Consider the following 23154-nt stretch of genomic DNA (forward strand, 5'->3'; position numbering starts at 1 on the left):
TACAGAAATAATACTAACGAGGAGAAACAGGCATTTTGGTTTGATATCCAGGTACTAACTTCTGGAGTAAAGACCGAATTTCCATTGAATCGTTAATAGATGCAGATTGTAGTAGATCAGCAACACTTTGCAATAGGTGGCTGGGAATATTTTTGCTAGCGTTTTTGACCACTAGCAACTTTTCATGTCCAGTCTTTCGATACTCTTCATCGGGCAGAAATAACTCTTCAAAAAGTTTTTCGCCTGGCCGCAAACCTGTGTAAGAGATTTCTATATCCTTTCCGACCTGGTAACCCGATAGGCAAATAAGATCCTTCGCTAAATCTACGATTTTTACAGGTTCACCCATATTCAGCATCAATATCTCCCCACCAGGGCTCATAACCACTGCTTGGAGGACTAATTGAACTGCTTCTGGGATAGTCATAAAATATCGACAGATGTCTGGGTGAGTGACTGTGACAGGTCCACCAGCCGCAATCTGTCGTTTGAATGTGGGAATCACACTCCCTCTGCTTCCCAGAACATTACCAAATCGAACTACGACAAAGGGAAGTCCGCTAGTTTGGGCTGCTTTTAGCACGATCATCTCAGCAATACGCTTGCTAGCTCCCATCACATTGGTAGGATTGACGGCTTTGTCCGTAGAAATCATGACAAAATGCTGCACACCAAATTCAACTGCCAAATCAGTTAATGCTTTGGTCCCTAAGACATTATTGGTGATAGCTTCAGGCGCATTATTTTCCATCAGAGGCACATGCTTGTGGGCTGCCGCATGAAATACGACTTCTGGCTGATACTCTTCAAAGGCAAATCGTAAGCGAGAAGGGTGTCTCAGATCTGCAATAAAAGGTCTAAGCTTAGGCATTGATACATCAGTTTCTGCAATGCCTTGATGATTTTGGTATGCAGCCTGATATTGAAGAAGTTCTTGCTGTATCTGAAACACAGAGTTTTCTCCATGTCCCAGCAAAATAAGTTCTGACGGTGCACAGCGCAAAATTTGTCGACAGAGTTCGCTGCCAATAGATCCGCCGGCTCCAGTCACTAATACTCGTCGACCCCTAAGGAGCTGGCGAACTCCTTGTATATCTGTCTGGATAGGGGCACGACGGAGAAGATCTTCAATCTGCACTTCTCGAATGCTATTTTGTAAGTCGTGCTGACCTACTAACACATCTTGTAACGCGGGTAAGGTTAAAGTCTCAACCCCAGTCATCTGACACAATGCAACGATATCTCGTAGGTTTTGGCCTGATAGAGAGGGCATGGCAATAATCACAGTCTGAATATGCCAAGATTTAATAGTATCTGGGATAACATTCCGATTCCCAACGACTGGTAATCCTCGGATCCTCAAATTTAATTTGGCAGGGTTGTCATCGACAAAAGCGATAGGCAGTAATCCAATATGGGGGCTTCGTTCCAGCTCCTGGACGAGCGCAACTCCTGCATTGCCCGCTCCTACAACTAATGCTCGCTTCCTCAAGTCTCTGCGTTCAGATGTTTCATTTTGGCGCTTTCTCCGTTCTATAGCCCGGACACTAAACCTTATACCGCCAATGATCAATAGGGTGAGCAGACCGTCAAGAAATGGCAAAGATCGTGGCAAAGATAAAATGGAAAGCGATTTTAGAACTGCAAACGCTAAAGTCTGCAAAATAACCGATGAGCCTGTAAGTACAGCAACATTACTCAGCTCATCAATGCTTGCATAACGCCAGTAATGTTTGTAAAAACCACCCGATAAAAAAACAGTTAGCTTAATCACCATAAATAACAAGGTGACCAGTAGTAAATCGGCTTGGTATCGTTCAAAAGTCAGGATAAATCCCAGTGCGCTATCTAAGCGCAAGCTCAAGGCAAAAAGTGGGATAAATGAAAAGGCAATGACATCAACAAGCAAAAAGTGGCGATTTCTGAGATGCAGGCAGTAATTTCCTAACCTATCGATCATTGAGGTAAACCTTAAGAGGGAAAGTCTCGGTGCTACTTCAGTAGACTGAATATTAAGGCGATGGGTTTCTTATAGTGCATTTTCGAGGCTACTTTGGGCAAAGAGCTATTCTCTCCTGAATATAAAAGTTCACAAAGATTATACTGGATTCTTAATTATTTTTTCTCAGGACAATACAATGGCTCGGCTGACTAAACTGAAGCTGTGATTGAAGGAGGTAGATAAGTAAATCTAGATGAAACTAAATGCATAAAATGACTCTATCAATGCAATTAGATTTAGAAATATATAGAGAATATTTTTTTCAACGAAACCACTTGAGAATGGTCAATCATATATGAGAACATAAGCCCACCAATGAGTATCAGCTTGTTGATATAAAAGAGTACCTCAGAAACTAGATTGATTTAAGAGTTGAAGGGCTTGCAACTACTGCAGTGCAATACGGGTTACCTATAACACTCATATATTTAATCAGAATTAATTTCCCGAGATAATCATAATCGCATGATGGTTATTTATGGTTTGCCAGAGTTAAGTTGAGAATAAAATGAATAGCTAGCGTATTAAAAAATATATTTTGAGCTATAGCTACATTATCCTGCATGGTTTTATCTCACCCCCAAATACGTGTCTCAGTCTATTGAAAATACCAAATCATTTTTTAATGTTATTTTAATTGCACTTACTCCTATCCCGACAAAAGAATGAATAGGGTGGCCAACTTGCATAATCTTTGCATGATGAATGTTTTTGAGCTGCTAGTCATATACAATCTTGAAACGGAAAGGGAGTAAGCAGGAATCTCTCAACTTTGGCCTATTAGTTAATCTCCAAGCCACGACTCATCTTGCTGATGAATAGTTGGGTGTTGATGAAGCAAGAAGATTTCGTCTTGCAATTTTGGAGGGATTATATCTATATCGGATGATCTACCTCTACTTAGAAGATCCCAACTCATCCTCGAATCTAAATCTGCTGCATTTGCCTGGAAGGGAAGTCTGACACTATGATTTGTTGATTTCTTGGTCTTAGAGATATTCTGGCTTTCACAATGCTTGAGCTAGTGAAAATGATATCTATAAAGATGTGCAAGAGCTAGAGATTAACAGTTAGCTGGGCAAATATCTATCAAAAAGCTTGTCAGAATGCCAGCCTGGGGTCAGTAATCAAGCCTTCTCAGAAGGGTAGGCACGTATTGACAGCCAAAGAGGCGCTAGTATTTGTCGATACTAGCGCCTCTTCATCAAATTTGAAAGAGTATTAGTTGGACAGTGTAGGGATCCATAGTCAATTTGAGAAGAATAAACACTCAAATTTTTAAGTAGGATTTTAGAGCTGTCCAACTGTTGGACTTTCGATCAAAATTTACTGCCAAGCTGTTTGAGCCGACTTGCCTGCGAGGAACACTTAGATCCGGTAAGTGATAACCAGATTACAGGACAATGCTGACTTGCAAACTGCTAGATCTTACTCAGCAGGTGAAGCTTCAGGGGAAGCTTCAGCTTCGGGAGAAGCCTCGGGGCTAGGAGACTCAGATGCGCTATCTGAGCAGGCACCCAAAAGGGTTGAAAAGCCAAGTAGAACGGCTAAAGCGGTTAGTTTGATTTTCATTTGTTTCTTAACTCCTCACAGTGGAATTGATAAAAAAGAGCCACTTACTTGTATCAAGACTACGTTGAATTTGCAACTTGTGCAGTTCAAAGCAGGATCATAGAAACATAGTAGTATGCGTCAGATGCTGGATTTGAGTGATAAAGATAGATTGTCCAGGTTTCTTCAAAATCTGTCAATCTATCTTTATGTTTTTGACTATATTGACATTTAGTGATATGTCCGGTTTGTTGATTGATTAACAGCATTCTTAGTCGCTGTTAGTTTCTAGTTGAATAGACCTTTGTTTGTTATGTAAGTACTCAAATACGCTTTTGTCACCAATATCTGGAGGAATGGGCTTCACAATTTTCCTGGATGCAAAAATCATAAAAAGTACTGCCCAAGAACCTAACAGTACTTTTTCACCCATGAGAGGTAGCCAGTTGAGCCAATGTCCCAATAGCAATATAGGAACAACACCGGTCAGCAGTTTGGTCTCTCCATGATTGAAGCAAAAGGCTTCTTTAAAGAACACTCCAGTGAGTGCAACAAATAGCCAGCCTACACCAAAGAGATGGAGTGGCTGAGTATAAATGCTAGAGATGAGGGGAGAGGCTTGTGTGATGGCAATATAGATTGCAACTGAAAAGCCAATAGCCCAAAAAATCTGTAGGGTTCGATGTAAGACACTCATGTAGATGTGAATGGTGGCTAAACTAACCCCGATTGCCATCGCAAAGCACATAAATAAACTCGTTAGCCATGACAACACATAAGGTTGAGGGCCTAAAAGTAGAAACAGGATAGAGCCGAGGGCAAAGCTAGAAGCTGCAATTAGCAGTGCTCCACGATAAATTACGACTTCTGTCCGATCGTCTTTAGAAATCGTAAATTCCCCAAAGTGGCCTTGATAAATGTCTGAGGTGGCTTCAAGGACAGAAAACATATGTTAACTCCCGACTACTGAGGTTAGTATTCAAAGTTTTTTATCAGTACGTTTGGATGACTTAATCGATCATTGTAGCGGGTGTCTGTTATTGGGGCTTTTGAGTTCAACTTAGGGAACTGTCGGTGGCAAGAATTACTGATTGAGGTGGAGCTGTACCCGATCCCCTACCTTGCTATTCAAGATTTGATGCGCGGATCCCTTGGGGAGAGCTATTTCAAGCCATCCATGGCTACCAATCAGTGCTTTTAAGGTTGGATGATCTGCAGCCGTAGTGTAAGAGGTTGCATTGTGAATGCGATGCTGACCAATCTGTAGGCTCCAAGAGGAGTTTTGAATCTCGCTTGCCGGAATGTTGGTAATTATATTGCCGAAATAGTCAATAGCTTGAATATTGCCTGTGCCCCCATTGTGAGTGGGTTCCCAGGCATAAAGATTAGGTAGAGTTGCCAGTGACGAAACGGATAGCGTGGGGCCCAGGGCTTGAAGGGATAGACCTTGAGCTACATAAGCAGCGGCTGGAGCAAAAATATCTCTGCCATGGAAGGTGTTGCTAGGTTGTTTTGAGTACCAATATTGGCTGTTCGTCAGTTCAACGACTGCGATCGCATCGTCATACATCAGTACATGGCTAAATAAGCCATTGTCCGGGCCAATGAGTATGCTTGAGGGCATTTGGATAGCAATGGCTCGTCGATGGCTACCTACGCCTGGGTCAACGACTGCAACATGGATTGTGCCTGGTGGGAAATGTTGATAGGCATTGCCGAGCTGGAAACTGCCAAAAGCAATATTGTGAGGGGGGACTTGATGGGTTAAATCAATGATATGAGCCTGAGGATGAATGCCAGTGATAACGCCTTTCATAATGCCGACATAGACGTCTTCTAGGCCAAAGTCTGTGAGGAGAGTGATTATTGGTGTTGACGACGAAATTGGCTGGCGAGGTGGATATAACATTTCCCTGGATAAGGATAGGAGAGCCTTGGATATATACAAAAACGAGCTGCTACAGAAAAGTGAACAGCTCGTTTATTAAATTCTACAAGTGTGTTAGAGAGTGCAGCTCTATGCGGGATAGACGCTGACTTTTTTGCGGGATTTACCTTTGCGCTCAAAGGTCACAACGCCATCAACTGTGGCAAATAAAGTGTCGTCACTACCGCGACCCACATTGTTGCCAGGATGAACCTTGGTGCCTCGTTGGCGAATAATGATGTTGCCTGCACGGACCACTTCACCGCCGTAGCGCTTAACTCCTAAACGCTGAGAGTTAGAGTCCCGTCCGTTACGGGTACTACCAGTTCCTTTCTTATGAGCCATAATTTCCTCGTGAATGCTTCAGGGTAAGATTTGAGATTATTGGGAATGACTAGTCTGCAACGACTTCTGCTTCAACAGCCACTGCTTCTTCACTAGTTTTAGATTTCTTGGCTTTTGTTTCGCCAATGGCTTTGCCATCTAGGTGAATTGCATCCACCATTAATCGGGTCAATTCTTGACGATGCCCACGCTTCTTTCGCGTTTTCTTCTTAGGCTGCATCTTGTAAACGATAATCTTGCGATCTCGGCGATGCTGCATCACCGTCACTTCAACGGTGGCCCCTTTGACTAAGGGTTGACCAACTGTGACCTCGTTTCCATCATGGACGAGTAACACTTGATCAAGGGATAGCTTTGTATCTGTATCGTTTGCTAAACGATCAACGTCATAAAATCGACCGGGTTCAACTTTTAACTGTTTTCCACCCGCTTCGATAATTGCAAAAGTCATTTGATTTGAGCCTCAATAAGCCGTACAGGTATCTGATCCTCTTTCTGTGCTTGAGCATCAGCGTTTAGGGCATGGACCTGATCCGAGCTGAACAAAAGTATGCCGAATATCTAGTATTCAAAATTTTAGGGTAGATTGTCAACTGCTAATCACAAAGACAACCTTAGTTACTCAGAAGGGGGGTGAAAGGATAAGGGCAGGCGTTCTGCATGTCCCCAAAATGCCTCTAAATCATAGTATTCCCGCTGTTCTGGCATGAGTACATGCGAAATCACGTCGCCATAGTCTAGCAAGACCCATGTACCTTCAGCTTTCCCTTCTTGACGAATGGGGAGCCTATTGCAACTGTCTTCCGCAGATTTCTCCATGGAGTCAGTAATCGCTCTGACCTGGGTGCGAGAAAAGCCCGTGACGATCACAAAATAATCGGCAATAAAAGAGACATCCGCAACCTGCAACACCACAATATCGCCACCTTTGCGGTCATCAGCTGATTCAGCCAAACATAAAGCTAAGGTTTGGGCTAGGTCTTGCGAATTGGATAAGGGAGTATTCAGGGTTGGTTGTCCAGAAGAATGAGAAACCAAAAGATTGAAAAGTTATAGAGCTATCTTCTACACCTTAACTTAGGAAATTTGAGTTGAATGTCAAGATTGCTGAACCTCAAGATGATGTGTCTTTAGGATTGAATTTCCAGCCAAGCCCAATTTCGAGTGAGCACCATGCGAGGGTGAATTAGGCGTTGGGTTTTCACTAAGTGTTTCAGGGTTAGATCACAGACTAGTGCTACGGCATGGTGAAGGTTCTGGTAACTCATCTCGCGGGCGACCTGTACTTTGGGCCGATCGCCTCGCCCTGGTTCTAAACTATCGGCGAGAAAGACAACGCAGCTCAAATCGCTCATCTGGGGCTGACCCAGGGTATGGTTGCTGATGGCAGCTAGAATGTCAGAATCTTTAATACCAAAGGTTTCTTGGGCTACTACAGCACTGACTTGGGCATGTAACAAGTGAGGATTGGCTTTGTCAATAGAATCAATGGGAAGCTGGTGTTTTCGGGCAAGCTCCAAGAGTTGCTTTGGAGGGAAATACTTTGCTAAATCATGCATTAGACCTGCCTTTGCAGCTTGCTCTTGATCCAGCTGATGTCGCTGAGCCAAGTCTCGGGCCATGGTTTCGACTCTCAGAATATGTTGAATTCGGATCTCTGGGACATTCTTCCTGAGCCATTGGAGAACATTATTTCTGTCCCAAGGAGCAAGATGAGGTTTCGCAGATGTCATGGTTTCAGATCAATGGCTTATATCAAACTTGATTCAGGATCATAGTCCTGACGGACCCAATCATATTGAACCTATAGAAAATTCACCTCATTTCAATCCTAATTGGAGAGTGGGGCTGTAGCGAAAAAGCCTTGGTAGTTATACCAAGGCTCGTCAAATATTTGTCTAGAGAGGTTGATGCACTCTCAAACTCAAGTCATTGTGTGGCTTAGCGGAATTGATCGGGCTGTAATTTCAATCCTTTGCTGTTGTTTCGGGTGCGATTCTGCTGTTTTGTGATGGGTACTCCTTTACGGAAGGCTTTGCCGGTGCCCCCATCTGTGGGGTCAAGATGAGGTCTGAGATTCATCCCTGCCCTAAACTGTGCGCCACTTTGGGGACGATTCCGTTTGCCAAAGAGTGAGCGACCAATATTAACAATTTGTCCTAAGGAATCATTGCCGCCATTGCCAGCGAAAGTATTGACCCCTTGAGTGGCTTCGCCACTGTTGGCAACGGTTAGATTATCAAACACGGCATTGCGAGTTGTGGTTGCATCTTGCCCCCGAGGAACAGTGAATACGATGCGGCAGCTTTGATCTGCTTCGGATGTGGCACAAACGGTGTTATAGCCATTCTCTGTTCCCGTTTGTAGCTCCAGCAAACCGTCAGGACGATATTCTTCTAATCGTCGGGCAATTTCTTGGCAACGAAGTTCGGGGGTCCAACCTCCTCCCATTTCAGCCGGCACTGCCCAAGCAAATGCTTCATTAGGACGGCTTTTGGGGTTGTACATGACGGTATAGTCACCGCCGGTATATTGGCAGAAAAAGCGAGTGCTAGAGGTAATATCTGGAGTGTCAGTCGGGATATCTGCGTCTGAGTTGTCGGGATCGACTCGCCCGCTGGTATCGGGATCAACTTCAGGGATATCGTCGACTGAGCTGTCTTGAGCCAGACTGGGATTTAACCCGGTACTGAGGAGTGCGATCGCAATCCCCAAACTAGAGTGGGCTGCGATGCGAATTGCGCGTTGATCAACCCTCAAAGTCGCCATAGGAGTGCACCTCAAAATTCCTTAAAACAAGGACATCCAGATCTTCTGGAGCCCAAAAACACGAACGTGGGTAATCTGAATCAATAGCGATGACAACATTGCTTCAGATTTTTGATGTAAAACTTGATATATCCCGTAATGACCATTGGATGGTGACAATGTTCCACCCAGCATCAGGGAATGTCACAAAACTTTATTAATTATTGTAATTGTCGTATACTTCTAACGATCGATTCCACCGGAGCAAGGATAGCCCTTACATGACAGCAAAGGTAACGCCCAAGTCGGTCCCATTCCATTTTCTTGGCCCGCCCGGATCATTCAATCCAACCCTGCTGTTGTTCTTTGGTGCATTAGCACTTTTGCTAGGGTCGACCTACGCTCACTACCAGCTGTCTTTGCCAGGTTGGTGCACTTTTGTGGCAAATACCTTAGCCCTGCATTTTGCCGGCACAGTCATTCATGATGCCTGTCATAAAGTGGCTCACCACAATCGCATTGTTAATGCTGCTTTAGGTCATGGCAGTGCATTGATCTTAGGGTTTGCGTTTCCGGTATTTACGCGAGTCCATCTTCAGCACCATGCTGCTGTCAACGATCCTGATAACGATCCCGATCACTACGTGTCAACAGGTGGCCCCCTGTGGCTGATTGCGCCCCGCTTTTTCTACCATGAGGTCTTTTTCTTTAAACGTCGCCTATGGCGTAAGTTTGAGCTTCTAGAATGGTTCTTAAGCCGCCTATATCTTGTTACCTTGATTGTCTGTGCTTGTAAATTTGGCTTTATACACTACGTGCTGAATTTCTGGTTTGTGCCAGCACTCATTGTGGGAACGACTCTAGGATTCTTTTTTGACTATTTCCCCCATCGCCCATTTCATGAACGTAATCGATGGCGCAATGCCCGAGTTTATGCCAACCCCGTCTTGAACGTGTTGATTCTGGGGCAAAACTACCATCTAATCCATCACCTATGGCCTTCTATTCCCTGGTATAAGTGTGAACCTGCTTATCATGCAGTCAGGCCCCTACTGGACGAGAAAAACTGCCATCAACGAATTGGCATTTTCCAGCGCAAAGGATTTCTAGGATTTGTTTATGACTTCTTCTTAGGGGTTCGATTTGAACATACGGTTTCGACTGAAGCATTGGAAGGAATGGTTGACGCTACACAGACAGAATCAGAACTCCAGTTAGTGGAATCTGTATAGTTCTGAGAACTTAAGAAATTTCACCAAAAAAGTCTTTATCATCATCCTCTTCACCTTCCAAGAGACTCAGTAGAACCCCAGCGATGGGGATCGACAAAAATAAACCCACTAGTCCTGCTAATCGGCTCCCGATTAACAAAGCAAAAAATAGGACAACCGGGTTCATCTGTAGTGAGTTCTGCATGACTCGGGGCATCAAAATATTCTCTTCGATTTGTTGCAGGACAATGCAAGCGATCAGGATCTGCATGGCCCTCCATAACCCTTGAGGTAAGAGAACTAGGGAAATTGCCCCAATCCCTATCGTTGCCCCAATGCCTGGAATCATATCAAAGACGCCAGCAACGACCGCCAAAATTAGGGGGACTGGGACGCCCAGACTCAAAAAAGACAAAAAAAGCTGGATACTGCGAAAAATAACGCCAATAAAAAGCGTCCCCAGAAGAAACCTAGAAAATTGCGTTTCATGGCTAGCGTGAATCGGGCACGGGAGGCTTTTGGGAGCCCTCTGAGCAACCATTTCCAAATGCGACCGCCATCTAGCAGCATAAAAAAGCTAACGACTGCGATCAGGATGAGGTCGATTAAGTTGTTAACGATGCCTTGAATCACCCCGACACTAGAGCCAATGCTTTCGATGACCTGGTCTCGGAACTTAGCTTCAATCGCGCCAAAATCAATCTGGACATCGCGAGCGGCCAATATTTGTTCGGCTTCACGACTTAACTGTTCCATTGCGTTCAAGAATTCAGTGACGCTATTGACGAGCTCTTGACCCTGGGATAGAACCGCAAATAGGACAGTAATCAAGAGCCCAAACAGCAGTAGCAATCCCACCATAAATACAACAGTGGCGGCGACTCCATGAGGTAGAAATCTTCGTAACCATTGGGTTGGATAGTTGAGCAGAAATGCCAGGATTGCGGCAAAGATAAAAATCAGTAGAATGCCCTGAAAATAGGCAAAGACTTGCAATGTGGCCCAGCTTGCAGCAAATAAGAGCAAAAAACGAACTAGAACAGAGTTCGTTAAGCGATTCAAAAAGTATTTGCGATAGGGAGCAGGCATAGAGAACAGCAGGACGATCTACTCAACTATTGCACGATAGGCTGAGAAGTCGTTAAATCCTACATAAAAGACATAGGTTGAATCTTAGAGCGCTTCCAGCAGTCGTATGGACTGCAATCCTTCTCGGTAGGAGGGGTGGAGTAACTGTATCCCTAAGTCTGTTTTGATTTTGGCATTGCTGACACGTCGGCATTCTTGCCAAAAAGACTGAGCCATTGGACTCATCTGGACATCGCCATAGGCTAAAGCAGGTGGGGGCGTAATGCCGAGTAATCGGCTGCCCTCTTCAATTAAAGTAATGGGTTCTGAAGGGAGATCATCCGCCACGTTATAGATGGAGTCGGGTTGGGGATGCTGCATTGATTTAAAGACGGTCTGAACGATGTCATCCACATGAATACGGCTGAAAACATGTCCGGGTTTGGAGATATTGCGAGCTGTGCCATTTCTAAGGCGATCTAGGATACTTCGACCTGGGCCGTAAATCCCTGGTAGACGGAAAATGTGGGTGGGGAGTGAAGACTGTAAAAATTGGGTTTCGGCGTTGACACGGTTTTGCGATCGCACCGACTTAGGATTGACGGGACTCGCTTCATCCACCCATGCTCCTTGGGAATCGCCGTAGACACCAGTAGTAGAAAGGTAACCAAACCACTGTAAGGGTAGCTTTTCTAGCATTGATAGCAGATGCATCGCGACGGGATCATGGCCTTGTTTATCAGGAGGGATGCTACTTAGGACATGTGTAATGCCCTCATAGGCAGCAGCAGGGGGTAAGACAGGACCGGTATCTGGGGAATGGGCAAAAAGAAAAGCATATTGCCCGGCAAGATCCCCCTTCCGATTGGTGACATGTACTCTAATATTGTCTTGAGTCAGTCGGTCTGCTAATCGCAGCCCTGTATAGCCACAACCTAGAATGAGTAATTTCATATCAGTCATACATGCTCTCTGATGGGGAGACGAATATCCTAAGAACGAGTGGCTTAAGAGATTAACAATTGGCCTCTTTGGAGTGGCTCGTAGTTACGTAATGTTAAACATAGACTTTTTCTCTCAAGAATCGTCTCTTAGATTTAAACATTGCTTTGTGTTTGTGTAAAAATCTGGGCAGACTAAGAGCAAGACTTCAACTAGAAATTGCACAGAAGATGACTGCAACGATGACTATTGGTGAAATTGTTGAACAGGCAATGAGAAACGGCTATCTGACTCCCACCATGGAAGCAGAGGTTGGCCGGATCTGTGATAATGCCTCCGAGCTAGCTGTTGAAGAATATCAATCCCTTGATCGCTTGATGGGGGCTCTGCTCACTGGTCAAGTGGTGGCGGTACCTCGTAAACAGTTCATCAATGTCATGGAAGAACTGGTGCTGACTGAAGCGATAACCCGTGTGTCCAAGATTGAAGCGACTAGCGATCACACCTTGGACTTGGGCGATATTGCGGCTTATGCTCTCAACCGTCTGCCGCCCCTCTATGCCACAACGGAAGAAGGGGCGAACTATCAGCGCCAACGGGCGAGACAAGAGCTTCTGGATCTGATCATTCAGCAGGTGGAAACAGCTATTTCCCGCAACCTCGATCAGCCTGACTTCTATCCTGATCGCCATGCGCTAGAGTCCGATCATCAAAAAGATTTACTGGGTCAAGTCAGCTCTTTGCTGCAAGCTTATGCCCCTGATTATGAGCAGCCTGTCAAAAGCTAAATAAAGATTGCTTTCAGGATTATGCGGCCTTTCCCTGATACGCTGAGGCTCTAGAATTAATCAATCTAATTCTAGCTTGAGCTTTGAATCAGAAGTTTTGGCCTATTTCTGCCCATGAATATTCAACACCGTTCTCCCCTATGGATTTACGACACAACGCTGCGGGACGGTGCTCAAAGAGAAGGTATTTCTCTATCCGTTGAAGATAAATTAACGATTGCTCAGCAGCTGGATAAGCTAGGCATCCCTTTTATTGAAGGGGGATGGCCGGGGGCAAATCCGAAAGATGAACAGTTTTTTCAGAAATTAAAGACTTTGCCCCTTCGCCAGGCCGAGGTCGTTGCGTTTTGTTCGACCCGTCGTCCAGGAAGCCAGGCTGCTGAAGATCCAATCCTGCGACCGATTTTAGCGGCAGAAACGCGGTGGATAACCCTATTTGGTAAATCTTGGGATTTTCACGTTACGGCGGGCCTCAAAACCACCCTGGGTGAAAACCTAGCGATGATTGCTGATTCTATTAACTATCTGTGCCAGCAGGATCGACAGGTTATTTATGATGCAGAGCATTGGTTTGACGGATATAAGCACAACCCGGAATATGCTCTAGAAACGATTCAAGCAGCGGTTCAGGCAGGGGCCAAGTGGGTTGTACTTTGTGATACCAATGGTGGCACACTGCCCCATGAGGTTGCTGAAAGTGTCCAAGCAGTCAGGCAGGTGATTCAAGACTTGCAGGGTGCGACCCAAATTGGGATTCATACTCATAATGATTCGGGTACGGCTGTCGCGAATGCAATAGCTGCGGTTCAGCAAGGGGCTGAAATGGTCCAAGGGACAATTAATGGCTATGGAGAACGCTGTGGAAATGCCAATCTTTGTACTCTAATACCCAACTTGCAATTGAAATTGGGCTATGGCTGTGTGGAGCCGGAGCAGTTAGCTGAACTGACGCCGAGTAGCCGCTTGATTAGTGAGCTAGTCAACCTTGCCCCTGATGATCATGCACCGTTTGTGGGTTTGTCTGCCTTTGCTCATAAAGGGGGCATTCATGTGAGTGCAGTACAGCGAGATCCCCAAACCTATGAACATATTGAGCCCCAGACGGTGGGGAATCAGCGACGGATTGTGATTTCTGAGCAGTCTGGCCTGAGTAATGTTCTGGAGAAGGCCAATCATTGTGGTATTGCCCTGGATAAGCAAAATCCGGTGAGTCGACAGCTCCTTCAACAGCTTAAGGAGCTGGAGCATGAAGGGTATCAATTTGAAGCGGCAGAAGCGAGTTTTGAATTGCTGCTCAGACAAGCGCTGGAACAACGACCTAGCTTGTTCGAACTCCATGGCTTTGATGTGCATTGCTACTGTGGTTCTCTCGAATCTCGTCAACAAGGCGGCTTTAGCAGCACTGCATTAGCAACGGTAAAAGTGGTGGTCGGTGTTCAAGAAATTTTAACGGCTGCAGAAGGGAATGGACCGGTATCCGCTTTAGATGCGGCCTTGAGGAAGGCTCTAGTGGATGTTTATCCCAGCATTGCTCAGTTTCAGCTCACGGACTATAAAGTCCGAATTTTGGATGGTAAACGAGGGACTTCGGCAAAGACCCGTGTACTGGTGGAATCGACGGATGGTCAGAATCGTTGGACTACGGTAGGGGTGTCCACCAATATTATTGGGGCTTCCTATCAAGCTGTGGCAGAAGGCATTGAATATGGACTGCTGCGCCCTTGCTTGAAGGATTCGGATGAATGTCCCATTGGCATTAGAACTATTTTGAATGATTTAAATTCAGCTCCGGTTTAACGTTTGGTCTAGGGGTTATGAGGTGGCTAGGTCTTGGAGGAGCATCTGAAGCCGATCTTGTTCAAACACTGTAAAGCCAGGCAAGAATTGAGGCTTTTGCAAGATGGCCAGACTGTCTTCAGCTTTGGTCTGAGCAGATATTTTGTCTCCTTCAGCTAGATGTATCGCGGCTTCAGTTCTGAGGAGTGTTGAAGGAGCAATCAAAATTTTTTCTTGGATTTGGTCTAGCCATTGGTTTGCTGCATCAGGATGCTGACGAATATGTGCTTCATAGTAAGCCCCTTCCAGCAGTAAAGAGGCACGAAAGAGCTCAGGATAGTAGGCATTGATTTTCAATGCCTGATCGAGATAATCTCCTGCCTGTTGGATTTGACCTTGATCTAAGGCCATGTAATAGGCCATGATCAGGCCCGAAATATGATCCATAGAGTTTTCGGGCAGTGCCAATAATCGAGTTTTTAGGTCTGGATCGATATCTTTTGGGCGAATGCCTTGGAGCAGATAAGCGTTGAATTGATAGTCAGCCAAGAACCTTTGACCAGGGATATTTTTTTTTGCCAAGTCGAGCATCCGACGACCATCGGTTGAAAAGTAACCGATTTTAATTGGAATAGTGTTGAAAATAGCCATGTGTAAGCTGATGCCAGACATAAAGGTCAAACACCAAACGATAGGAGAGTGACGGATTAAAGTGGGTGATAGTAAGGGAAGGGTGCCGAAACAAAATAATAAGAATGAGGCAGCAGGTCCACCCATAATCAGGAGAAAGAGTTGTCTGTCTAATCGATGTAGTGATGTCGGGATAGGCTCAGCAAAACCTCCTGCAAGTTGTCGACGGCATCGACGTAATTTTAGACCCTGATCTGTCTGAATAAGGATCAACCGTCCAATGGCGAAACGGTAGAGTTTAGAACCATTTGCCCATGCAAATAAGTAATGGCCCAGTTCATGGATGAAGATTGCGAAATATTGGTAGAGATAGAAAATTCCTAGAAAAATGAATAGTTTAACAATGGAAGGGAGTTCAGTTGAAGGTACAGGCGGTAATAACCACCACCACCCGCCCATAATGACTAGCAGCGGTAAGGAGATAATGACAGAGTCGACCCACGTTTTGTGATTTGGCGGATTGTCATACTTGGACGCTGGCTCTGATGGTTTTGGAGAAGTGTATTTTTGCTGAGTGATATGGCGAAGATCAAAGGCTGTAATGATTCCATAAACTAAGCCACAGGCCAAACCACCTACTAGAGCAGATAAACCAAACGTGATATTCCACCACACATGGATATAAGTGCCCAGAAAAAACCCTAGTAATCCTCCAAATATTAATCCAAAACAGCTTGTTGGCACCCAACTCCATGCAGGCTGAAACCTTTGACGCAGAACATACCACTGACTAAGGCTGATGAAGATTGGGTAAAGGCAAAGGAGAGGTATGGCACGTGAGGGAGAGAATTGGCCTGCAGCGTGAATGTATGGTTGAAAAGAGACGACAGATGCTACAAAGCTCAACCAAATCCACTTTGCAGGTATGGCAAACTTTTGACGTAGCATCAGCCATTGTGTCACTCCAACCCATAACTCCGTGAGTATTACGGCATAGCCAATATTGCTCGCATAATTTGGTGTAGATTGAACTTCCGTGAGTAATATTGGTATGCCCGCACCTAGGCCATATACCAAACAATTGCACAGAATCCATTGCACCCAGAATTGGTGATCTATGCGTAAAGTGGCTGGCATAAGAGTAGGCGTATTGGTTTTGAATATGGAGCAGGAATGAAGCTAATCAGAGCGAGAAACGCAATTAGTCCCGTTGACTGTTCAGAATTAGCCTATTGTTATAGTTCCCAAAAGCTATTCTGGACTGGCTTTTTGCTAGATGAACTCCACTCTGAATGCTTCATGAGTGAATAAATTTGGGGGACGCTAATCTGATGGTGGCAATTGAAAAAGTACGCTAGGGCTTTGGGTTGCTGCTAACTTGCTGATGACTTCTAAAGCGGTGAAGGCAAAGGTATAGCCCTCTGGACAAGGCCAGTCTTTGTAGGTATGGGGTTGTTGTTGAGGTAAATCAGCTTTTGGGGGTAGCTTCTGACTGGGTTGTAAGCTTTCGCAATAGTTTGTGACGACGATATGCGGTGCAACTTTGACGTTTGGCAACTGATTGGGTATATGGGATAAACCCAAATCATCTAGTGGGTTGCTGCTGGGTTGTGTTTTTGCAGGAGTGGCTTTGATATCAGAAGCGGTGTAAGGTCCACCCCAGGCCAGAATGATAAAACTTCGCAGCTTATCTATTGTTGGCGTACCGGATACTTGGAGGCCATGATTTCCAAGTTTGGTGATTTGCTTGGTTTTCATCGACGGAGAGAAAGGTACGGCCCAATCCTCCTTGACCGAGGAGGCAAGTGGGACGGTAGCGATCGCACAATCGTAACGAAGCCTGACAGTGCTTACACACCGTTGCAGATTCAGGATTAGTTTGATGACAGCCTGGATTCAGGCAATCGATCATTTAAGGCATACCCTTGCCACTTATGAGTAGGAACTGTTTACTCACAGAGGCCAATAGTTTATGCACCTAAAATTAATAGGTGTAAAGTCAGGATGGACTCTTTCAACCTGTTTATTACTTTTGGCAGACTAATTGAGAGGAATGGGAAAGACCCATTGCTGATATTGGGAGTCGCGGTTTTCGGTAATGGCTGTGAGCTTATCCCTGAGCTTTTCAGTAATCGGTCGGTCACTGGGTGTCGTGTAATTCTCTATCCGTTTGACCGGCGTGATTTTGGCAGCTGTTCCGCTCAAAAAGACTTCATCCGCAATCAATAATTCGGACTTGTCTACCGGACGCTCGACCACGGGAATGCCTAAGTCCCGCGCCAATTGCAAGACACTATCGCGGGTAATTCCTTCCAGAATGTCTTGTTCAAAGCCGGGGGTAATAATTTTGCCATGGCGGACGATAAAAATATTCATGCCCGACGCTTCACTTACCTTGCCTTGGGCATTCATCAAAATTGCTTCGTCAAACCCGGATTCTACAGCTTCTGTCTTGGCCAGGGATGACGTGATATAGGCCCCGCTAATTTTGCCTCGCAACGGTAAGCTGTGGTCTTCTTGTCGACACCAAGAACTAATGCGGCAGCTTACACCATCGGGAGAGAGATAGTCACCGAGCTCAATGCCGTAGACGAAAAAGTTCTTTTCGATGTTGTGGAGTCGTGGGGCAATCCCCAGGTCGGAGGTATAGACAAATGGGCGGATATAGAAAGAGGTTTGAGGACGGTTTTTTTGAACAAAGTCTTTGATAATTTGCTCAATTTTGTCGGCAGGTAAATCGAAGTGAAGTAAACGAGCGCTCTGACTGAGACGCTGGCAATGGCGATCTAGACGAAAGAGCAGAATTTGATTGGGGTTTTGTGGATCAGGGATGCCTCGCAACCCGCCAAAGGCACCCGTTCCATAGTGCAGGGCATGGGTAGCAATGGAAAGATTCGCGTCTTTGAAGGGGACAAACTGATGTTCAAAGTAGGCAGTCGGCAAAAAATTATGCATAACCCAGATCAATGCTTCAACAATTTAGGTGGGACAGCATCCATTCTTCCCTCCACCATTGGGGAATGGAACTGCCGCCATCCTAATTGAGACTAACATCGATAGGCTGACACTCCTATAGAAGCTAACAGCACTTCACTTCTGGCAGATTCTGAGACTAACCCACCTTATTTGTGATGAACGGCCTGGGGAGCTGTGACAGGCAGAGGGAGAGCTTTGACTTCAGCGGCATCTAGTATGGCTGCCTCACGGAGCTGTTCTCGCAGGTCTGGCATGACTGCTAAAGCTCTAGTCCAAGCAGGGATTTGCGAGCTTCTGGGATCCGTAACGTACGCTTCGCCACCGTCCAAGATAATTTTTTCGAAGGTTTCGATGGTGACTTCTTCTTGGTGGCGATCAAAGTGCAAATTGTTGACGCTGGCATCAATGAAATATTGATGGGCATAATCTTGGGCCGAACGACGGAATTTGACCTGTAGAGCATGGATGTGATCCTTGGTCAGCACCACCTGCTCTGTTTCCGTCAGAGTACGAAGCACTGACCCCAAGATGTCGCGGCACATTTTTTGCAGACCCGACTGATCGGATGTCCCCAGCTGTTGATGCTTATGTTCAAACACCCCTAAATCAATTTGAGAAATACGACGGTGGGCCAGATTTCGATAGACTTCCGACAACAGGCCAATTTCTAAACCCCAATTGCCAGGAATGCGGGTTTGTAAAGCCAAATCATGGGTTAAAGCAAACTCCCCAGACAAGGGATAGCGAAAGGCATGAAGGTATCGTAAATAATCCCGATTCCCTAGTAAATCTGTGAGCGAAGTCAGCAGTGGTGCCACAAAAAGACGGGTGACGCGGCCATATAAGCTGCGGGGATAGTGACCTAAGCGGGCGTAGTAAGCCTTGTTAAAGGCAATACCAAATTCCTTCTCTAGAAGGGGATAGAGCAGCTTAAGAGGGTAGGACCGATCGTAGGTGGTAATGTCGGCATCGTGAAGTGCGATCGCATGGGCTTCCAAAGAAGCGACCCCTAAACCCAACCATACAGCTCGGCCTTTGCCTTTATATTTGAGTAAATCTAAGCCTTTTTCTTTGAGATTCTCTAAGGTTTGGCTGATGGTGGGGCCATTCTCCCAAATGATATAAGTCTTTTGCGGGAGGACACTAAAAAATTGAACAGCCTGGGCATATTGCTGCAGACTATCGGCGTAGAGGCAAATAACAACCGTTTGGACAAATGCGCAGTCCTTGAGGTGATTGCAAATCTGCCCCAAAGCGGGTCGTTCTAATTCCGAGTAGAGGGCAGGAATCAAGACCGCTGTAGGGTTTGACTGAGTCAGTTCGGTGAGTCGGGTTTCTAAAAACTCCAAATCACAATCAAAATCGTGAATGGTAGTGATTAAGTCCTGCTTATAGTCCATGCAATGACCTAAATCCTTGAGCGGTTGTACTTCTAGATAAATTGTTAAATTCTTTGGGGTATGCCAATGTTACCTTCACGACAAAATTTTTGATATCCATCTCTGCAAAATAGCGTACATAACTGATGCCAGGTGTATTCAAAGATACTGGTGTCTTCAAACCAAGCTCAACAGAGAGGTAGAGTTAAAAATTGATTCATACGATACAATTATCGCTTCTCATTTGGATAAGGCTAGCTCCATAGTTCCCAGCCGTTAAAATTTGCCTATTTTGGGATACCCATGATTGATCGAGCTCAACAGCATCAAGCCTTCACCATCAAAGTGAAAGCCCTGCTGGAAAGAATTTATGGTCCAGATTCCCTAGAACAAATACTTGAACAGCTCTTCGAACTGTTACAACCCCATTTTGCAGACTCCATTTCTGAGAACTTGCACAAATGGAGTCAAGACAACATTCTGTTAATCACCTATGGAGATACCATTCGCCCGCAGAATGGTAGCCCTCCCTTAGCGACATTAGATCACTTTCTCAAAGCCCATTTGCAAGATGTGGTCACTGGGGTCCATATCTTACCGTTTTGTCCCTTCAGTTCTGATGATGGTTTTTCGGTTATCGACTACAAAGCCGTCAATCATGAACTGGGCACTTGGGAAGATATCCAGCAGATTGCTCAGTCCTTTGAACTGATGGCTGACCTGGTTCTCAACCATGTCTCTAGCCAAAGCCAATGGTTTCAGAATTATTTGCAAGGTGCTGATCCGGGGCAGGACTATTTTGTCGAAGTAGATCCCGGTGCGGATGTCTCTCAGGTTGTTCGCCCTCGAAGTTCTCCCTTGTTGGTAGAAGTCGAGACCTTAGCGGGTCCCAAGCATGTGTGGGCTACCTTTAGTGCCGATCAAATTGACCTGAATTTTGCTAATCCAGAGGTGCTGCTCGAATTTGCCAAAATTCTGCTGTTTTATGTGCAAATGGGCGCTAAGTATATCCGCTTGGACGCCATTGGTTACCTATGGAAACGGTTAGAAACCTCCTGTATTCATCTACCGGAAACCCATGCCATGGTCCGCTTGTTGCGGGAAATCCTGGAAATGGTCGATCCGTCGGTGGCATTGATCACCGAGACCAATGTGCCGAATCGCGAAAACCTCAGCTACTTTGGCAATCGGAACGAAGCGCATTTGATCTACAACTTCAGCCTGCCGCCCTTGATTTTGAATGCGTTGCTCCAGGGCAAGGCTGAACATTTAAAAACTTGGATGATGAGTATGCCCCCAGCCCCTTTGGGATGTGCTTACTTCAACTTTACGGCCTCCCATGATGGCATTGGCTTACGACCGACAGAAGGTCTCTTGACCGAAGCAGAGTACCAAACCTTACTTCACTGTATGGAAGACTTTGGTGGCACCCTGAGTATGCGCACCAATGCTGAGGGAATTGATTCACCCTATGAAATCAATATTTCCTTTTTTGATGCCCTCCGAGGCACAGCGAAAGGCAAAGACCAGTGGCAGATCGAGCGCTTTATCTGTTCCCAAACGATCATGATGTCCTTGGAAGGAATCCCAGCCTTTTATATTCACAGTTTGCTCGCTACTCATAATGATTGGGAGAATGTTCATCGTACGGAGCGCAAGCGGTCCATTAATCGTCATCAGTGGTCTCTTCCAGCCTTAGAACAGCAGTTAGCAGATGAAACGTCTCCCCATGCCATTGTCTTGAAAGGGCTCACCCGGCTGATTAAGATTCGTCGCCAACAAGATGCTTTCCATCCCAACGCCACTCAATACACCCTGCATTTGCCTAATCAAGCGTTATTTGCATTTTGGCGGCAGAGTATGGCCCGCGATCAGAGCATTTTCTCCATTCATAATCTCAGCGATTGCCAGCAGAAACTGAAGCTCTCAGACCTTAACCTGGTCACTATTGATCCATGGTATGACCTCATTAGTGGGTCTTGTATTCGAGGGATTTATGACACTTTGCTCTTGGAGCCCTATCAGTCTCTGTGGATTACCAATAAGTTTGAGGGGCTTGAAGCGGATGGGCAAACTTGCACTTTAGGAGTCGAGACAGATAATGGCTAACTCTGCCTCTTATTTGGTCTTTACGGATTTAGATGGCACTCTCTTAAACCACGATGATTATCGATATGATGCAGCCTTGCCGATGCTGGCCTGGTTGAAAGAGCATCAGATCCCAGTCATTGCCGTGACCAGTAAAACGCGGGTTGAGGTGGAGGATCTGCTTCAATCCCTCTCTTTTGAAGAACCTTTTGTGGTTGAAAACGGGAGTGGGGTGTTTATCCCTCTCACGGATCAGCGCTTTGATCCTGCCAAAATGGATATCCCTCATCAGTTATGGGAACAGCATCAGTGCCTCTATTTAGGCTGTACCTATGATCAGGCTAGACAAGGGCTAAAAGCCCTGGCCCAAAAGCTCAACCAGCCTCTCAGGGGCTTTGGAGATATGAGTATAGAGGAGTTAGTCGCATTAACCGGGCTCCGCTCAGAAGAGGTACTCAAAGCTCAAGCTCGCGAGTTTACAGAGCCTTTTGTAAATCCAGGGTTAGCCGCTACTGATTTGGAGCAGCATGTTGCTGAGATTGGGTTCCAGGTCTTGGTGGGCGATCGCTTCTGTCACCTGATTGGCTTAGGGGCGGGCAAGGGTAAAGCGGTAAAGCTATTGGTGCAGTGCTATCAAGGGTTTCAGGCCCCCATTAAGACCGTGGGGCTGGGCAATAGTCCCAATGATTTAGCGATGTTAGAAGCCGTTGATATTCCGATTGTGATTCCAGGGGCAGAAGGCCCTCATCCAGGTTTAGCCCATCAAGGTTGGCAGATCGCACCGGCTACAGGTGCTCAGGGTTGGGCTATGGCGATGTCACAGGTGCGTGATCAGTATTGGTCATAGGAATTTGGGATGTCTTTGATCTGACATCCTTGCTATTTCTGAGAGCCTTTCACGGAGTTCTTATCGTTTCCTCAGATAAGGGTTGGGATAGCCTCAGTCACTTTAGCGAAGCTAATGACTGTTAGTTCATTTCCTGCCTATCATCATGAACGGATGCTCCTTGGCCCTGAAATCTAATGTGAAACGCAGCTACTTATCTCCCTGGTTCTGGGGGGGGATGGTGATGCTCATCAGCTTGGGTGCCCTAGCCATGACCGATCACTTACCTACCCTGAATTGGCAGGTATTCACTGTGGAGGGATTTCAGGATTTGGTAAATCGCTTAGGACCCTGGGGGCCTGTGGCTTACATCGGGTTGCTGATTGTTTCGGTGGTGGCGAGTCAAATTCCGGGTGCACCTCTTGCGATCGCAGCGGGCGCATTGTGGGGACCACTGACCGCAGGGTTATACACAATCATCGGCGGATTTTTAGGCGCATTACTCGCTTATGGTTTGGGCAAGTATCTCGGACAACCCTTCTTCCAAACCCTAACGGGTAAAAGGATTACCATTTCTCCTGATTTGGCAACGAATCTGATGGGCTGGTTTATCTTTGTCAGCCGCCTACTTCCTGTACTCTCTTTCGATTTAGTCAGTTATGGTGCTGGAATGGCGGGTTTGTCATTCCCCCTTTATGCTGCTGCGACCTTGGTGGGCATGATTCCATCCACGTTACTTCTGACCTACATGGGCGGTATCGCTGATCCGTCTCAGATGCTAGGACTCACTGGCCTGCTCTTGATGAGCATCATTGTTCTTCCTATCGTTTTAATTCGTCTCACAGGTGATCGTCTCAACACACTTGTCAAAATTGAGCCAGCATAATGTTAGGGCTA

The 23154-nt window shown here is 45.8% G+C and carries 20 protein-coding genes and 1 pseudogene; 6 read left to right on the forward strand and 15 right to left on the reverse strand.

Annotation, left to right across the window (positions count from 1 at the left end; all coding sequences use genetic code 11):
• Nucleotides 1-13: 13 nt before the first annotated feature.
• The 9 genes from HRE53_RS15220 to HRE53_RS15260 form a co-directional block, all read right to left on the reverse strand.
• Nucleotides 14-1960, reverse strand: a complete 1947-nt coding sequence (locus tag HRE53_RS15220; RefSeq protein ID WP_235107064.1) for a nucleoside-diphosphate sugar epimerase/dehydratase — start codon at nucleotides 1958-1960, stop codon at nucleotides 14-16.
• Between the two features lie 1470 nt (nucleotides 1961-3430).
• Nucleotides 3431-3574, reverse strand: a complete 144-nt coding sequence (locus HRE53_RS15225) for a hypothetical protein (RefSeq protein ID WP_010476813.1) — start codon at nucleotides 3572-3574, stop codon at nucleotides 3431-3433.
• A gap of 250 nt (nucleotides 3575-3824) precedes the next feature.
• The gene (locus tag HRE53_RS15230) at nucleotides 3825-4502 is read right to left on the reverse strand and encodes a DUF2301 domain-containing membrane protein (RefSeq protein ID WP_235107065.1); all 678 of its coding nucleotides are present in this window, start codon (nucleotides 4500-4502) and stop codon (nucleotides 3825-3827) included.
• Between the two features lie 135 nt (nucleotides 4503-4637).
• Entirely contained in the window at nucleotides 4638-5462 is an 825-nt protein-coding gene (locus HRE53_RS15235; RefSeq protein ID WP_235107066.1) for an S-adenosyl-l-methionine hydroxide adenosyltransferase family protein, read from the reverse strand.
• A 108-nt stretch (nucleotides 5463-5570) separates the two neighbouring features.
• The gene (rpmA, locus tag HRE53_RS15240) at nucleotides 5571-5825 is read right to left on the reverse strand and encodes a 50S ribosomal protein L27 (RefSeq protein WP_212664182.1); all 255 of its coding nucleotides are present in this window, start codon (nucleotides 5823-5825) and stop codon (nucleotides 5571-5573) included.
• Nucleotides 5826-5874: 49 nt separating this feature from the next.
• The gene (gene rplU / locus HRE53_RS15245; RefSeq protein ID WP_235107067.1) at nucleotides 5875-6276 is read right to left on the reverse strand and encodes a 50S ribosomal protein L21; all 402 of its coding nucleotides are present in this window, start codon (nucleotides 6274-6276) and stop codon (nucleotides 5875-5877) included.
• Between the two features lie 167 nt (nucleotides 6277-6443).
• On the reverse strand, nucleotides 6444-6863 hold the full coding sequence (gene rsfS / locus HRE53_RS15250; RefSeq protein WP_315875740.1) for a ribosome silencing factor: 420 nt from the start codon (nucleotides 6861-6863) through the stop codon (nucleotides 6444-6446).
• A 92-nt stretch (nucleotides 6864-6955) separates the two neighbouring features.
• Nucleotides 6956-7558, reverse strand: coding sequence for a bis(5'-nucleosyl)-tetraphosphatase (symmetrical) YqeK (gene yqeK, locus HRE53_RS15255; RefSeq protein ID WP_235107068.1), 603 nt, complete (start codon nucleotides 7556-7558; stop codon nucleotides 6956-6958).
• A 208-nt stretch (nucleotides 7559-7766) separates the two neighbouring features.
• Nucleotides 7767-8594: a COP23 domain-containing protein gene (locus tag HRE53_RS15260; protein WP_212664186.1), complete on the reverse strand. Its 828-nt coding sequence runs from the start codon at nucleotides 8592-8594 to the stop codon at nucleotides 7767-7769.
• 260 nt (nucleotides 8595-8854) lie between these two features.
• On the opposite strand from HRE53_RS15260, the gene crtR reads away from it, so the two are divergent.
• A complete protein-coding gene (crtR, locus tag HRE53_RS15265) occupies nucleotides 8855-9805 on the forward strand; it encodes a beta-carotene hydroxylase (RefSeq protein WP_212664187.1) in 951 nt (316 codons plus the stop codon).
• Between the two features lie 10 nt (nucleotides 9806-9815).
• Here crtR and HRE53_RS34900 read toward each other — a convergent pair.
• Both HRE53_RS34900 and HRE53_RS15280 read right to left on the reverse strand, forming a co-directional pair.
• A pseudogene (locus HRE53_RS34900) lies at nucleotides 9816-10873 on the reverse strand (AI-2E family transporter).
• Nucleotides 10874-10957: 84 nt separating this feature from the next.
• Nucleotides 10958-11815, reverse strand: coding sequence for an SDR family oxidoreductase (locus HRE53_RS15280; protein WP_235107070.1), 858 nt, complete (start codon nucleotides 11813-11815; stop codon nucleotides 10958-10960).
• Between the two features lie 221 nt (nucleotides 11816-12036).
• Here HRE53_RS15280 and HRE53_RS15285 point away from each other — a divergent pair, with 221 nt between their 5' ends.
• Entirely contained in the window at nucleotides 12037-12582 is a 546-nt protein-coding gene (locus HRE53_RS15285; protein WP_212666105.1) for a late competence development ComFB family protein, read from the forward strand.
• A 114-nt stretch (nucleotides 12583-12696) separates the two neighbouring features.
• Complete coding sequence (gene cimA, locus HRE53_RS15290; RefSeq protein WP_235107071.1) at nucleotides 12697-14379, forward strand: citramalate synthase; 1683 nt, start codon at nucleotides 12697-12699, stop codon at nucleotides 14377-14379.
• A gap of 15 nt (nucleotides 14380-14394) precedes the next feature.
• Here cimA and HRE53_RS15295 read toward each other — a convergent pair whose 3' ends face one another.
• The 4 genes from HRE53_RS15295 to HRE53_RS15310 form a co-directional block, all read right to left on the reverse strand.
• Entirely contained in the window at nucleotides 14395-16125 is a 1731-nt protein-coding gene (locus tag HRE53_RS15295; protein ID WP_235107072.1) for a M50 family metallopeptidase, read from the reverse strand.
• 186 nt (nucleotides 16126-16311) lie between these two features.
• Nucleotides 16312-16746: a hypothetical protein gene (locus tag HRE53_RS15300; RefSeq protein ID WP_235107073.1), complete on the reverse strand. Its 435-nt coding sequence runs from the start codon at nucleotides 16744-16746 to the stop codon at nucleotides 16312-16314.
• Nucleotides 16747-17028: 282 nt separating this feature from the next.
• Entirely contained in the window at nucleotides 17029-17943 is a 915-nt protein-coding gene (locus tag HRE53_RS15305; RefSeq protein WP_212664193.1) for a branched-chain amino acid transaminase, read from the reverse strand.
• Between the two features lie 167 nt (nucleotides 17944-18110).
• On the reverse strand, nucleotides 18111-19364 hold the full coding sequence (locus HRE53_RS15310; protein WP_235107074.1) for a glucosyl-3-phosphoglycerate synthase: 1254 nt from the start codon (nucleotides 19362-19364) through the stop codon (nucleotides 18111-18113).
• Between the two features lie 282 nt (nucleotides 19365-19646).
• On the opposite strand from HRE53_RS15310, the gene HRE53_RS15315 reads away from it, so the two are divergent.
• The 3 genes from HRE53_RS15315 (at nucleotide 19647) to HRE53_RS15325 (ending at nucleotide 23143) form a co-directional block, all read left to right on the forward strand.
• The gene (locus HRE53_RS15315; RefSeq protein WP_235107075.1) at nucleotides 19647-21452 is read left to right on the forward strand and encodes a sugar phosphorylase; all 1806 of its coding nucleotides are present in this window, start codon (nucleotides 19647-19649) and stop codon (nucleotides 21450-21452) included.
• Complete coding sequence (locus HRE53_RS15320) at nucleotides 21445-22278, forward strand: mannosyl-3-phosphoglycerate phosphatase (protein WP_212664196.1); 834 nt, start codon at nucleotides 21445-21447, stop codon at nucleotides 22276-22278. The genes HRE53_RS15315 and HRE53_RS15320 overlap by 8 nt, the downstream gene beginning before the upstream one ends.
• Nucleotides 22279-22423: 145 nt before the next feature.
• The gene (locus HRE53_RS15325; protein WP_235107076.1) at nucleotides 22424-23143 is read left to right on the forward strand and encodes a TVP38/TMEM64 family protein; all 720 of its coding nucleotides are present in this window, start codon (nucleotides 22424-22426) and stop codon (nucleotides 23141-23143) included.
• The last annotated feature ends 11 nt before the right edge of the window (nucleotides 23144-23154 follow it).

The sequence above is a fragment of the Acaryochloris sp. 'Moss Beach' genome, from assembly GCF_021497025.1.
GTDB lineage: Bacteria > Cyanobacteriota > Cyanobacteriia > Thermosynechococcales > Thermosynechococcaceae > Acaryochloris > Acaryochloris marina_A.

Bases quoted from the DNA above. Each gene is read 5' to 3' on its own strand.
- HRE53_RS15280 (WP_235107070.1), bottom strand. From the start codon at position 11,815: ATGACTGATATGAAATTACTCATTCTAGGTTGTGGCTATACAGGGCTG.
- HRE53_RS15300 (WP_235107073.1), bottom strand. From the start codon at position 16,746: ATGAAAACCAAGCAAATCACCAAACTTGGAAATCATGGCCTCCAAGTA.
- HRE53_RS15220 (WP_235107064.1), bottom strand. From the start codon at position 1,960: ATGATCGATAGGTTAGGAAATTACTGCCTGCATCTCAGAAATCGCCAC.
- HRE53_RS15315 (WP_235107075.1), top strand. From the start codon at position 19,647: ATGATTGATCGAGCTCAACAGCATCAAGCCTTCACCATCAAAGTGAAA.
- rpmA (WP_212664182.1), bottom strand. From the start codon at position 5,825: ATGGCTCATAAGAAAGGAACTGGTAGTACCCGTAACGGACGGGACTCT.
- yqeK (WP_235107068.1), bottom strand. From the start codon at position 7,558: ATGACATCTGCGAAACCTCATCTTGCTCCTTGGGACAGAAATAATGTT.
- HRE53_RS15235 (WP_235107066.1), bottom strand. From the start codon at position 5,462: ATGTTATATCCACCTCGCCAGCCAATTTCGTCGTCAACACCAATAATC.
- HRE53_RS15230 (WP_235107065.1), bottom strand. From the start codon at position 4,502: ATGTTTTCTGTCCTTGAAGCCACCTCAGACATTTATCAAGGCCACTTT.
- HRE53_RS15305 (WP_212664193.1), bottom strand. From the start codon at position 17,943: ATGCATAATTTTTTGCCGACTGCCTACTTTGAACATCAGTTTGTCCCC.
- cimA (WP_235107071.1), top strand. From the start codon at position 12,697: ATGAATATTCAACACCGTTCTCCCCTATGGATTTACGACACAACGCTG.
- crtR (WP_212664187.1), top strand. From the start codon at position 8,855: ATGACAGCAAAGGTAACGCCCAAGTCGGTCCCATTCCATTTTCTTGGC.
- HRE53_RS15295 (WP_235107072.1), bottom strand. From the start codon at position 16,125: ATGCCAGCCACTTTACGCATAGATCACCAATTCTGGGTGCAATGGATT.
- HRE53_RS15320 (WP_212664196.1), top strand. From the start codon at position 21,445: ATGGCTAACTCTGCCTCTTATTTGGTCTTTACGGATTTAGATGGCACT.
- HRE53_RS15260 (WP_212664186.1), bottom strand. From the start codon at position 8,594: ATGGCGACTTTGAGGGTTGATCAACGCGCAATTCGCATCGCAGCCCAC.
- HRE53_RS15325 (WP_235107076.1), top strand. From the start codon at position 22,424: ATGAACGGATGCTCCTTGGCCCTGAAATCTAATGTGAAACGCAGCTAC.
- HRE53_RS15225 (WP_010476813.1), bottom strand. From the start codon at position 3,574: ATGAAAATCAAACTAACCGCTTTAGCCGTTCTACTTGGCTTTTCAACC.
- HRE53_RS15285 (WP_212666105.1), top strand. From the start codon at position 12,037: ATGACTATTGGTGAAATTGTTGAACAGGCAATGAGAAACGGCTATCTG.
- rplU (WP_235107067.1), bottom strand. From the start codon at position 6,276: ATGACTTTTGCAATTATCGAAGCGGGTGGAAAACAGTTAAAAGTTGAA.
- HRE53_RS15310 (WP_235107074.1), bottom strand. From the start codon at position 19,364: ATGGACTATAAGCAGGACTTAATCACTACCATTCACGATTTTGATTGT.